The sequence below is a fragment of the Streptomyces sp. NPDC001410 genome, assembly GCF_042895235.1.
Lineage (GTDB): Bacteria > Actinomycetota > Actinomycetes > Streptomycetales > Streptomycetaceae > Streptomyces.
The window spans coordinates 100,211-112,880 of the sequence record NZ_JBIAWE010000019.1 but is presented as its reverse complement, the minus strand read 5'-3'; the positions used below and the strand labels follow the sequence as shown (position 1 = coordinate 112,880).

Sequence of the window (12,670 nt, the reverse complement as noted above, 5' to 3'; positions counted from 1 at the left end):
CGGCGGCGGCCGTGCCCCTTCCCGCCGCAGGTCAGCGGCCTCAGGCAGGCAGTACGGTCGCGCCGGGCGCGGGTGCCGTCGCCGTGCGCACCGTGCGGCAGGTGCCGGAGGCCCGCAGGGCCTCGGCGACCTTCGACGCGGACTCCGCGTCGCGGGCGAGGAAGGCCGTCGTGGGGCCCGAGCCGGAGACGAGCGCAGTGAGCGCGCCCGCGCCGCGACCCGCCGCGAGGGTGTCGGCCAGCTCCGGGAAGAGGCAGAGCGCGGCGGGCTGCAGATCGTTGGAGACGGTGGCCGCGAGCGCTTCGGGGTCGCCCTTGGCGAGCGCGTCGAGCAGGTCGGCGCAGGCGGTCGGCTCGGGGATCGTACGGCCCTCGGCGAGACGGTCGAACTCGCGGAAGACGGCCGGGGTGGACAGCCCGCGCTCGGCCATCGCGAACACCCAGTGGAAGGTGCCGCCGACCTCCAGGGCGGTCAGCTGCTCACCGCGCCCGACACCGAGGGCCGCGCCCCCGACCAGGCTGAACGGCACGTCGCTGCCGAGATCGGCGCAGATGGCGAGCAGTTCGGCACGGGAGGCGCCGGCACTCCAGAGCGTGTTGCACGCGAGAAGCGCACCCGCGCCGTCCGCGCTGCCGCCCGCCATGCCGCCCGCGACCGGGATGTCCTTGGCGATGTGGATGTGCACGGCCGGCTCGATGCCGCGGCGTTCGGCGAGCGCGACGGCCGCGCGCGCGGCGAGGTTGGTGCCGTCCAGGGGGACCTGGCTCGCGTCCGGCCCCTCGCAGGTGATGCGGAGCCGGTCCGCCGGCGTGACGGTGACCTCGTCGTACAGACCGACCGCGAGGAACACGTTGGCCAGGTCGTGGAACCCGTCGGGGCGGGCGGCCCCCACCGCGAGCTGGACGTTGACCTTCGCCGGTACCCGTACCGTCACGCTCACTTGCCCGCCTCCTTCTGCTCGGCGATCCGAGCGAACTCCTCGACCGTCAGTGACTCCCCGCGCGCCTGCGGCGAGATCCCGGCCGCGACCAGCGCGGCCTCGGCGGCCGGGGCGGACCCGGCCCACCCGGCGAGCGCCGCGCGCAGGGTCTTCCTGCGCTGCGCGAACGCCGCGTCGACGACCGCGAAGACCTCGCGCCTCGACGCCGTCGTGCTGAGCGGCTCGGCCCGCCGGACGAGCGAGACGAGCCCGCTGTCGACGTTCGGCGCGGGCCAGAAGACATTGCGCCCGATGGCCCCGGCCCGCTTCACGTCCGCGTACCAGTTGGCCTTCACGGACGGGACGCCGTACACCTTGGAGCCGGGCGCGGCGGCCAGCCGGTCGGCGACCTCGGACTGCACCATCACGAGCGTCCGCTCGATGCTCGGGAAGGTTTCGAGCATGTGCAGCAGCACCGGTACGGCCACGTTGTACGGCAGGTTCGCCACCAGGGCCGTCGGCGGCGGTCCGGGCAGTTCGGCGACGTGCATGGCGTCGGAGTGCACCAGCGCGAACCGCTCGGCGCGCTCCGGCATGCGCGCGGCGACGGTCGAGGGCAGCGCGCCGGCCAGCACGTCGTCGATCTCGACGGCGGTGACCCGGTCGGCGGCCTCCAGCAGCGCGAGCGTGAGGGAGCCGAGCCCCGGGCCGACCTCGACGACCACGTCGTCGGGGCGGACCTCGGCGGTACGGACGATACGGCGGACCGTGTTGGCGTCGATCACGAAGTTCTGGCCGCGCTGCTTGGTGGGACGGACACCGAGCGCTGCCGCCAGCTCACGGATGTCGGCGGGGCCGAGGAGGGCGTCGGGGGTGGGGCTGCTCACGGGACAAGGGTACGGGGGTGTGGACAGCCCGGTTGCCAGGGCGTCGGCCGACGGTGCCGCGACTGCGGCTACTTGTGCAGCCGGGCCCCGCAGTGCGGCCAAGGGCTGGCGCCGGCGCGTACGTACAGCTTCTTCGCGCGGTACGTCTGCTCCTCCGCCGTCGCGTCCTGCGGACGCCCGTGACCGCCGAGGCTGTGCCAGGTGTGGGTGTCGAACTGGTAGAGCCCGCCGTAGTTCCCCGACGGGTCCACCGCGTGCGGACGGCCGCCGGACTCGCACGCGGCCAGCGCGCGCCAGTTGAGGTGGTCGGCGCCCTGCACGGACTTCGGCCGGGGCTTGGTGCCCACCTTCACCAGCTGCGTGCTCGGCCCGCGCACCACCTCGGACGTCTCCTTGCGCGGCTTCTCCCGGACGCCGTTGACGGTGCGCAGGAGGTAGGTGTCCCGCCGCAGTCCGGGCTGGCCGGGCCGTTCGACGACCTCGGTGCCCTTGAAGAGGGAGGGGTCCTCGGTCCGCTCGACCCCGAAGGGGATCTGCTCCTCGCGCACCTCCTTGACGCCGGTCACCCGCAGCACGGTCACCGTCTGCCCGTCGCGCGGGAAGCTGTCGGCCGGGACGGAGGTGGTGTCCTGCCCGTGCAGGGTGACGCCGGCCTCCTCGACGGCCTCGCCGACGGTGGCCGCGTTGGTGCGGATGGTGCGGGTGCGGCCGTCCGCCATGATCGTGACCGCGCGCTCGGTGCGCACGTCCAGCGCGAGCCCGGCACGTCCGATGCTCCGGGACCGCGAGGCCGACAGGTACGCGCCCTCCGCGCGCACCCCCAGCTCCCTGAGCGCCTCGTCCACCGTGTGCCCCGTCGTCCACACTTCGCGCCGCTCGCCGTCCAGCGTGAGCCGTACGGGGCGCCCGTAGCGCACCGCGACCTCGTCACCGCTGGCGAGCGCCGCGCCGGGGGCGGGCGCGACCACGTCGTGGGCTCCCACGCGCACGCCCTCATCGGCCAGCAGCTCCGACACGTCGTCGGCGAAGGTGTGCAGCGTGCGCGGTTCGCCGTCGACGCTCAGCTCGATCGCCTTGTCCTTGGCGACGAAGGCGGTGGTGCCGCCCGCGAGGAAGGCGACGACCAGCGCCTGCGGCAGCAGACGGCGCACCGCGGACTCCGAGCGCTCGGCGGAGCGCGCCCTGCGCCGGCGCACCGCCCGCCCGACCGCCTCCTGGGGCGCGGCGAACTCCAGGGTCACCGGTTCGGGAACGTCGGGCACGCTCGCCACCTGCCGCGGCAGCGGCAGCACCGGCTCGGTGACGAAGTACGCCTCGGCCTCGTAGGCGGGCCGGTAGGTGTCCTCGTACATCCCGTAGGGCAGCGTCTCCGCGGTGTGCACGGAGGCGTCATGGCCGTACGGGTCGTACGTCTCGTACTGCGACTTGCTCACGCCGACACGCTCCAGAAGGCCAGAGGGGTCCGGATCGGGCCCCCAGAACCTAGCGGAGCGGATGTCACTGTCCAAAGCGACGCGACTACGTACTGTTGCGCGCCGAATCTGCGGCCGGTGATCGAATCAGTAAGCGAAGGCGCGTGCGGTGTTCGCGCCCAGGGCGGTCGCCAGGGTGTCCTCGTCGATGCCGCGCACGGCGGCCATCGCGCGCACCGTGACCGGCACCAGATACGGGGCGTTGGGCCGTCCGCGGTAGGGCGCCGGGGTCAGGAAGGGCGCGTCGGTCTCCACGAGGACCAGCTCCAGCGGGGCGACGGCGAGGGCGTCCCGGAGGTTCTGGGCGTTCTTGAAGGTGACGTTGCCCGCGAAGGACATGAAGTAGCCCTCGCGGGCGCAGATCTCGGCCATCTCGGCGTCGCCGGAGTAGCAGTGGAAGACAGTGCGCTCGGGGGCGCCCTCCTCCTTCAGGACGCGCAGGACGTCGGCGTGGGCGTCGCGGTCGTGGATGACGAGGGCCTTGCCGTGCCGCTTGGCGATCTCGATGTGGGCGCGGAAGGACCGCTCCTGGGCCGCCTTGCCCTCGGGCCCGGTGCGGAAGTAGTCCAGCCCCGTCTCGCCGATGCCCCTCACCTGGGGCAGACCGGCCAGCCTGTCGATCTCGGCGAGGGCGTCGTCCAGCGCGGCGTCACCGCCCGGCTGCCGTGCACCCTGCCGGGACCAGCCGTCGGGGTCGCCGTGGACGATCCGCGGGGCCTCGTTGGGGTGCAGCGCGACGGTCGCGTGGACGTTCTCGTACGCGGCGGCCGTCTCGGCGGCCCACTGCGAGCCCTTGATGTCGCAGCCGACCTGGACGACCGTCGTCACCCCCACCGACGCGGCCTTCGCGAGGCCCTCCTCGACGGTGCCGGACTGCATGTCGAGGTGGGTGTGGGAGTCGGCCACGGGCACCCGGAGGGGCTCCGGGAGCGGCGGTGCCGCGTTCTTGTCGGCGTTCGAAGGCATGCCCCCGATCCTACGAAAGGAGCATGCGTTCGAACGTCGGCGATGTGCTCAGCTCGCCCTGCGCTGGAACGGGTGCAGGAGATCGGACAGATGCCAGTGGTGGTGTTCCTCGGCCCGCGCGGCCGTCTCCGCCGCCTGCGGTGCCTCGGCCTGCCGCGCCTCGGCCCGCGGTGCCTGGTGGTGCTGCGCCGCGCTGCGCACCGACGACACCTGCCCCGGCCGCATGATCCGGACGACGTGGCCGTCGCAGTTCTGGCACGTCGGCCGGCTCAGCGGGGACGGCACGACCTGCCCGCCGGTCACGTACATCACGAACTCGTGGCCGTCGGCATCCGTGTGGTGCTCTATCGCGTACGACTGCTCCCAGCCGTGCCCGCATCGCATGCAGGCGAACGAGTACGACTCGTGAACGACGGCTGTGGCCGTACCGCGGAGGCCGGTCTGCCCTGCGATCTCGCTCATTCCAGCTCCTCTTGTCCGCTGGACACGGGACGGGTGCGTCCCTTCGACCAGTGGACGCCTTCACCGGAGCGAATGCAGCAGGGCCTGTCGAGTGTTGGAGGCGATTTGGACGTCGCTTGCCAAATCGGCCCGGGGCGGGGGGCTGGTCTTTGCTTTCGGCGCCAGCCTTTTGCCCTCACATGGGGCGCGTGCTCAACCGAGAACGCCCCTGCTCAGAGAGCCTATTCAGCAAACGGTCAGCCCGCCACGAACCGAACCCCCAACGGCACCCCCGGCTCAGTCGCCCGCCTTCTTCGCAGCAACGACCGCGTCGAAAACAACCCTCTTCTGCAGCCCGGCCTCCGCCGCCACCGCGGCGATCGCCTCCTTGCGCCGTTCCCCCGCCTCCTCGCGAACCCGCACCCGGCGCACCAGCTCCGCCGCGTCGAGTTCCTCGGGGACGGATTCGGGCGCACCCTCCACCACGACGGTGATCTCCCCGCGAACCCCCTCGGCGGCCCACCGCGCCAGCTCGTCCAGCGGCCCCCGCCGCACCTCCTCGTACGTCTTGGTCAGCTCACGGCACACGGCGGCCCGCCGCTCCGCGCCGAAGACCTCGGCCATCGCGGCGAGGGTGTCGTCGAGCCGGTGCGGGGCCTCGAAGTAGACGAGCGTCCGCCGCTCGCCGGCGACGTCGCGCAGCCGGGACAGCCGCTCCCCCGCCTTGCGCGGCAGGAAGCCCTCGAAGCAGAACCGGTCGACGGGCAGCCCGGACAGGGCGAGGGCGGTGAGCACGGCGGACGGCCCGGGGACGGCGGTGACCCGGATGTCCTTCTCCACGGCGGCCGCGACCAGCCGGTACCCCGGGTCGGAGACCGACGGCATCCCCGCGTCCGTGACGAGCAGCACACGCGCGCCGCCGAGCAGCTCCTCGACCAGCTCGGGGGTGCGGGCGGCCTCGTTGCCCTCGAAGTACGACACCACGCGGCCCTTGGGGGTCACACCCAGCGCCTGGGTGAGCCGGCGCAGCCGACGCGTGTCCTCGGCGGCGACGACGTCGGCGCCCGCCAGCTCCTCGGCCAGCCGGGGCGGCGCGTCCGCGATCTCGCCGATGGGGGTTCCTGCCAGGACAAGGGTTCCAGTCACGCCCCCATCCTCCCAGGGCCGGCGAGGAGGGGGGAAAGCGACCGCATCGCGACCGGTACCTCACATGCACGGGACTCACACAGAACGGTTCCCTACGATGGCGCGGTGACCAGTACCGCGTCCTCCACGGACCTCCGGCAGGGCCAGGCACCGCACGACCAGCGGCCGTCGTGGCAGCGGCGGCTGCGCCGATTCGGCTACACGCCCGCCAAGGACGCTCCCTCGGGCGTACGCGACCGGCTGGTGCCGCCGTACGTCGAGCCGAGTCCGCGCCTGTGGCAGGCGCTGGGCGTCCCGCCGGTCCTGGCGGAGCGGATCACCCGCTGGTCGGGCTGGATCGGTCCGCTGCTGGTGACGCTGATGGCGGGCCTGATGCGGTTCTGGAACCTGGGCAGCCCGCGCGCGGTGATATTCGACGAGACGTACTACGCCAAGGACGCCTGGGCGCTCGTCCACCGCGGGTACGAGGTCAACTGGGACAAGAACGCCAACGACCTGGTGCTGCAGACCCACGGCCATCTCGCGATCCCCACGGACGCGGCGTACGTCGTGCACCCGCCGGTGGGCAAGTACGTCATCGGTCTGGGCGAGCTGATGTTCGGGTTCGACCCGTTCGGCTGGCGGTTCATGACGGCGCTGCTGGGGACGCTCTCCGTCCTTCTGCTGTGCCGGATCGGCCGCCGGATGTTCCGCTCGACGTTCCTCGGCTGTCTGGCGGGCGCGCTGATGGCGGTGGACGGCCTGCACTTCGTGATGAGCCGGACCTCGCTGCTCGACGGCGTGCTGATGTTCTTCGTCGTGGCCGCGTTCGGCTGCCTGATCGTCGACCGGGACAGATCACGGGAAAAACTGGCCGCCGCCCTCCCCGCCGGTCCCGACGGCCGGGTACGCCCCGACGACCACGTCGGCGACACCTTCCGCTTCGGCTGGCGGCCCTGGCGCTGGGGCGCCGGGCTGATGCTGGGCCTGGCCATCGGCACGAAGTGGAACGGCCTGTACATCCTGGCCGCGTTCTTCGTGATGGCGGTGCTGTGGGACTCGGGCGCGCGCAAGGTGGCCGGCGCCCGGCACCCGCTCGTCGCGGCGCTCAAGTACGACACCGGCATCACGTTCCTCGCGACGTTCCCGGTGGCGCTCACCGTCTACCTGGTCTCCTGGACCGGCTGGATCCTCTCCCCGTCCGACGGCACCGGCGGCTACTTCCGCAACTGGGCGGCGACCGACGGCAGGGGCGGCAACTGGACCTTCCTGCCGGACTGGCTGCGCAGCCTGTGGCACTACGAGCACGAGGTCTACAAGTTCCACATCGGCCTGTCGTCCCCGCACACCTACCAGTCCAACCCGTGGAGCTGGATGGTGCTGGGCCGCCCGGTGTCGTACTTCTACGAGTCCCCCTCCCCCGGCGCCTACGGCTGCCCGGCCGACGCCGGCCAGAAGTGCGCCCGGGAGGTACTGGCCATCGGCACACCGCTGCTGTGGTGGGCGGCCTGCTTCGCGCTCCTGTACGTCCTGTGGCGGTGGCTGCTGCGCCGCGACTGGCGGGCCGGCGCCATCGCCTTGGGAATCGTGGCCGGCTACCTGCCCTGGTTCCACTACCAGGAGCGAACGATCTTCCTCTTCTACGCGGTCGTCTTCCTGCCGTTCCTGTGCCTCGCGGTGGCCATGCTGATCGGCGCGATCATCGGCCCACCGGGCTCCACGGAGACCCGCCGCGTGATCGGCGCATCGACGGCGGGCGTCCTGGTCCTGCTGATCGCCTGGAACTTCATCTACTTCTGGCCGCTGTACACGGGCACGGCGATCCCGATCGACTCGTGGCGGTCGCGGATGTGGCTGGACACCTGGGTGTAGCTGTGTAGACCTTGCACGAGGGCACGGCCGGCGGCCGTGCCCTCGTGGTCGATGCTGGTCGTCACTGGCCGTCGCCGGCCGCCCTCGGACGGCCCGGAGACGGCCCAGAGAGATGAGCCGGCAGATTTACAGACGGTACAGGGGACGACCCGTGAGCTGCGGTTTCGCAGCCGACAACGACGGTCACCCCACGTCTGCCCCACCGGAAGGTGACTCTGGTACGTCGTTGAGCCGGTCAGCCAGAATCATCGCCACATCGTCTGCCAAGTCGCCGTCGGTGTGGCGGATCAACGCCTGGTGTAGTTGCTCCAGGAAGTCCGGCGGGGTGGGGCCGACGCCCAGCCCCTCCATGGCCTCCGGCAGAGCGAAGAATTCGCTGTCGCGGTTCCGGGCCTCGATCACACCGTCGGTGTACAGCAGCAAACGGTCACCAGGGATGAACGCATAGCTTTCAGGCTTCTCGGGGAGGCCGGCGATGAGGTCTTCGAGGCCAAGAGGTGGCGACGGCAAGCTCGGCATAAGCGGCGTGGCCCTGCCCTGGTGCAGCAGCAGCGGTGGCGGATGTCCACGGCTTACCAGCTGCACCACGGGTTCGTCCGGCACCTGCGCGATGAGCGCCGTGGTGAACCCTTCCAGCAGAACCTCCTGACCATACGCACCCGGCACGGCGACCTCCCGCCGCAGCGCAGCCGCGCAGCGGTTCATGACCTCCGCCAGGTCCTCCTCATAGTGCACGGCTTCCCGGAACGCGCCCAGCGCCACCGCGACGGCTCGCACCGCGGACAGCCCCTTGCCCCGGACATCCCCGACGATCATCCGGACGCCGTACCGCGTCTGCACGGCCTCATACAGATCACCGCCCACCCGTGCCCCAGTCCCGGCCGCAAGGCAAAGGCTGCCGACCCGCAGCGGGCCCAGGCGCGCGGGCACGGGCCGCAACACGACCTCCTGGGCCGCCACGGCGATGCGGCGGACCCGGTCAAGTTCTTCCTGCCTGCGCTCCTGCATAGCGCGGCTTGTAATGAAACCAGCCACGAAGACCAAGATCAGAGCCAGGAAGTTGCTGTAGACCTGCAGGGTGCCCCATGCCCCGTTATAGGTCGCAGTGGTCACGCTGATCGCCAGCGCTAGGACCGCCGCCGCGGTGGTGCCCTTGGGCCCCAACGTCACTGCCGCCAGCGCCGGCACTGCGGTGAGAAAGGGGCCGGTATAGATGAAGTGCGCAGGCGTGAGCTCGATGACCAGCACGGCCAGCGCGATCAGATAGGGCACACACTGCATCAGTGTGAAGAGGACCTGGTTATGACCGCCTGCTCCTGGCAGCGAGGGTGAGCGCAAGAGCGACCCCATGCACCAAGGGTGCCTCGCTGAAACCCACAGCTCCACCCAGTCAGCCGCCTTGGGCAGTACGAGGACTGGCCCAGCCCATTTACAGCGGGCTAAGTCCGCTGTCCGTGACCTGCAGGTTTGCCTCTGCGTGCTGCTGCTGGGGGACGCCTGGGGGAATCAGCGTCTGTTCCAGGTCTGCTCTGTGTCGCGAACAGCCGGTGGCCGGGGTGGGTGCGCGGGTACGGTCGGGGTGCTGGATCCGACCGTGGTCGAGGGGGTTTTGGTGGCGGGCGGGGAGGCGCAGTACGGCGCTGAGGGTGGGGACCACGTCGACTTCCGCGACGGCGTGTTCATCGGCCCGGTCACGGGCAAGGGCGACCACCACCACTACTACGGGACCCGGCGGCCTGCGGCCGAGTGGCCGCATCAGGTGGGGGTGATCCCACCGCGGGCGGGTTGCTTCCAGACCCGCGCGGAAGTGGTTCGGCTGCGTGAGGCACTCACGGGTGGGCAGGCTGCGGTCCTGGTGGGGCAGGACACGGTCCACGGGCAGGTGCTGGCCGGCATGGGTGGGGTGGGCAAGACCCAGCTGGCCGCCGACTACGCCCGCACCGCCTGGCAGGCCGGTGAACTGGACGTGCTGGTGTGGATCACCGCGAGCAACGCCACCGCTGCTGCCTCCGGGTATGCGCAGGCCGCCGTGGAGATCCTGGGCGCCGACCCCGCGGACCGGGAAACGGCCGCCCGCGTGTTCCTGGCCTGGCTGGAGCCCAAGGCGAACGCGACGCCGTGCCGGTGGCTGGTCGTACTCGACGACGTCACCGACCCCGCCGACCTGAACGGTCTGTGGCCGCCGGCCGGCCCGCACGGCCGGACCCTGGTCACCACCCGCCGTCAGGACGCCGCCCTGATCGGCCGTCTGATCAAGGTCGGGCTGTTCACCGAGGCCGAGTCCCTCGCCTACCTCGCCGCCGCGCTGGGCGCCCGTGAGCGCCGTGAGCCCGACGATCAGCTGACCGCGCTCGCCCAGGATTTAGGGCACCTGCCGCTCGCACTGTCGCAAGCCGCTGCCTACCTCATCGACGCCGGCATCAGCGCCGCCGCCTACCGAGGGCTGCTGGCCGACCGTGCCACCCTGCTCGCGGATGCCGCCCCCGAGGTCCTGCCCGACGGCCAGACCCAGACCGCGGCGGCAGCCTGGTCGCTGTCCGTCGACCGCGCCGACGCTCTGCGCCCTGCAGGCCTGGCCCGCCCGATGCTGCAGCTCGCCGCCTTCCTCAGCCCCAACGGCATCCCCGAAACCGTCCTGACCAGCGCTCCCGCCCTCGCCCACCTGACCGGGCACCGCCGGACTCCCGTGTCTGTCACTGCCGAGGAGGCGGTCGGTGCTCTGCGGGCGCTGGATCGGCTCAGCCTCATCGACCACACCCGCGCCACCCCGCACCAGGCCGTCCGCGTCCACCAGCTCATCCAGCGCGCCACTCGTGACACGCTCACCCCCGGCCAGTACGTCCAGCTCGCCCGCACCGCCGCCGACGCCCTCACCATCGCCTGGCCCGCCATCGAACGCGACACCGAACTCGCCCAGGCCCTGCGCGCCAGTGCCACCACCCTCACCCGCACCGCCGAAGACGCCCTGTACCGGCCCGCCGCGCATACGGTGCTGTTCCGGGCCGGACGAAGCCTCGGCGAAGCCGGCCAGGTCACCGCCGCCACAGCCCACTTCCGTCGCCTGACCGAGACCACCGGCCACCACCTCGGCCCCGACCACCCCGACACCCTGGCCGCCCGCCACAACCTCGCCCGCTGGCGGGGGGAGGCGGGGGATGCGGCCGGTGCCGCAGCCGCGTACGAGGAGCTGCTGGCCGACCGGCTGCGGGTGCTGGGTGAGGACCACCCCCACACCCTGGCCACCCGCAACGAACTCGCTCGGTGGCGGGGGGAAGCGGGGGATGCGGCCGGCGCCACAGCCGCGTGCGAGGAGCTGCTTGCCGACCAGGTTCGGGTACTGGATGAGGACCACCCCGACACCCTGAACACCCGCCACAACCTCGCCCACTGGCGGGGGGAAGCGGGGGATGCGGCCGGCGCCGCATCCGCGCTCGAGGAGCTGCTGGCCGACCGAGTCCGGGTGCAGGGTGAGGACCACCCCCACACGCTGACCACCCGCAGCCACCTCGCCCGGTGGCGGGGGGAGGCGGGAGACGCGGCCGGCGCCACAGCCGCGTACGAGGAGCTGCTGGCCGACCAGGTTCGGGTGCTGGGTGAGGACCACCCCGCCACCCTGACCACCCGCAACAACCTCGCCCACTGGCGGGGGCAGGCGGGAGACGCGGCCGGCGCCACAGCCGCGTACGAGGAGCTGCTGGCCGACCGGCTGCGGGTGCTGGGTGAGGACCACCCCCACACGCTGAACACCCGCAGCCACCTCGCCCGGTGGCGGGGGGAGGCGGGAGACGCGGCCGGCGCCACAGCCGCGTACGAGGAGCTGCTGGCCGACCAGGTTCGGGTGCTGGGTGAGGACCACCCCGCCACCCTGACCACCCGCAACAACCTCGCCCACTGGCGGGGGCAGGCGGGAGACGCGGCCGGCGCCACAGCCGCGTACGAGGAGCTGCTGGCCGACCGGCTGCGGGTGCTGGGTGAGGACCACCCCCACACGCTGAACACCCGCAGCCACCTCGCCCGGTGGCGGGGGGAGGCGGGAGACGCGGCCGGCGCCACAGCCGCGTACGAGGAGCTGCTGGCCGACCAGGTTCGGGTACTGGGTGAGGACCACCCCGACACCCTGAACACCCGCAGCCACCTCGCCCGGTGGCGGGGGGAGGCGGGGGATGCGGCCGCCGCCTCAGCCGCGTACGAGGAGCTGCTGGCCGACCAAGTTCGGGTACTGGGTGAGGACCACCCCGACACCCTGAACACCCGCAGCCACCTCGCCTACTGGCGGGGGCAGGCGGGAGACGCGGCCGGCGCCACAGCCGCGTACGAGGAGCTGCTGGCCGACCGGCTGCGGGTGCTGGGTGAGGACCACCCCGACACCCTGACCACCCGCCACAACCTCGCCCACTGGCGGGGGCAGGCGGGAGACGCGGCCGGCGCCACAGCCGCGTACGAGGAGCTGCTGGCCGACCAGGTTCGGGTACTGGGTGAGGACCACCCCGACACCCTGAACACCCGCAGCCACCTCGCCCACTGGCGGGGGCAGGCGGGAGACGCGGCCGGCGCCACAGCCGCGTACGAGCAGCTGCTGGCCGACCGGCTGCGGGTGCTGGGTGAGGACCACCCCCACACCCTGACCACCCGCAGCCACCTCGCCTACTGGCGAGGGAAGGCGGGAGAGACACCCCGCGCCTGAAGGCTGGCGGGATCCGACTCCGTCCCCGAGCCTGACGGGCTGGTCGCATGGGTCGCGGGGTACTGGCGTACGCCTACGGCCCCGTCGCCCTCCACGGATGCCGCTCCTCACCGCCGACTCGGCCGGCGTCCCACCCTGCACCCGGAGCCGATCCCGCAGGTTGACCACGCCCGTGTAGCTACATACGCCAGGTTTCGCCACCCCGGCGCATCCACCACCTGGGGCTTTGTGATTCGCCACTCGAACGCGCCATTCGAACGCAAGCGTGTCCGCCACCAGCAAAAAGCGTGTCCACTACCGACAA

General features: G+C 72.2%; 9 protein-coding genes. 2 read left to right on the top strand and 7 right to left on the bottom strand.

Annotated elements, in window-relative coordinates; genetic code table 11:
* Positions 1 to 40 precede the first annotated feature (40 nt).
* The 6 genes from ACFY3C_RS35000 to rsmI form a co-directional block, all read right to left on the bottom strand.
* The gene (locus ACFY3C_RS35000; RefSeq protein ID WP_390773660.1) at positions 41 to 940 is read right to left on the bottom strand and encodes a 4-(cytidine 5'-diphospho)-2-C-methyl-D-erythritol kinase; all 900 of its coding nucleotides are present in this window, start codon (positions 938 to 940) and stop codon (positions 41 to 43) included.
* Positions 937 to 1,806, bottom strand: coding sequence for a 16S rRNA (adenine(1518)-N(6)/adenine(1519)-N(6))-dimethyltransferase RsmA (gene rsmA / locus ACFY3C_RS34995; RefSeq protein WP_386573253.1), 870 nt, complete (start codon positions 1,804 to 1,806; stop codon positions 937 to 939). The genes ACFY3C_RS35000 and rsmA overlap by 4 nt, the downstream gene beginning before the upstream one ends.
* 68 nt (positions 1,807 to 1,874) lie before the next feature.
* A complete protein-coding gene (locus ACFY3C_RS34990; protein WP_390773659.1) occupies positions 1,875 to 3,239 on the bottom strand; it encodes a ubiquitin-like domain-containing protein in 1,365 nt (454 codons plus the stop codon).
* 126 nt (positions 3,240 to 3,365) lie between these two features.
* Entirely contained in the window at positions 3,366 to 4,244 is an 879-nt protein-coding gene (locus ACFY3C_RS34985) for a TatD family hydrolase (RefSeq protein WP_390773658.1), read from the bottom strand.
* A 48-nt stretch (positions 4,245 to 4,292) separates the two neighbouring features.
* On the bottom strand, positions 4,293 to 4,706 hold the full coding sequence (locus ACFY3C_RS34980; protein ID WP_390773657.1) for a hypothetical protein: 414 nt from the start codon (positions 4,704 to 4,706) through the stop codon (positions 4,293 to 4,295).
* A 276-nt stretch (positions 4,707 to 4,982) separates the two neighbouring features.
* On the bottom strand, positions 4,983 to 5,831 hold the full coding sequence (gene rsmI, locus ACFY3C_RS34975) for a 16S rRNA (cytidine(1402)-2'-O)-methyltransferase (RefSeq protein WP_390773656.1): 849 nt from the start codon (positions 5,829 to 5,831) through the stop codon (positions 4,983 to 4,985).
* A 105-nt stretch (positions 5,832 to 5,936) separates the two neighbouring features.
* Here rsmI and ACFY3C_RS34970 point away from each other — a divergent pair, with 105 nt between their 5' ends.
* The gene (locus tag ACFY3C_RS34970) at positions 5,937 to 7,682 is read left to right on the top strand and encodes a dolichyl-phosphate-mannose--protein mannosyltransferase (RefSeq protein WP_390773655.1); all 1,746 of its coding nucleotides are present in this window, start codon (positions 5,937 to 5,939) and stop codon (positions 7,680 to 7,682) included.
* Positions 7,683 to 7,865: 183 nt separating this feature from the next.
* On the opposite strand, the gene ACFY3C_RS34965 is transcribed toward ACFY3C_RS34970, so the two are convergent.
* A complete protein-coding gene (locus ACFY3C_RS34965) occupies positions 7,866 to 8,963 on the bottom strand; it encodes a PP2C family protein-serine/threonine phosphatase (protein WP_390773716.1) in 1,098 nt (365 codons plus the stop codon).
* Between the two features lie 298 nt (positions 8,964 to 9,261).
* Between ACFY3C_RS34965 and ACFY3C_RS34960 the strand changes: the two genes are divergently transcribed.
* Positions 9,262 to 12,366 carry a tetratricopeptide repeat protein gene (locus ACFY3C_RS34960; protein ID WP_390773654.1) on the top strand — a complete coding sequence of 1,035 codons (3,105 nt, stop codon included), beginning with the start codon at positions 9,262 to 9,264 and terminating at the stop codon, positions 12,364 to 12,366.
* Positions 12,367 to 12,670 lie beyond the last annotated feature (304 nt).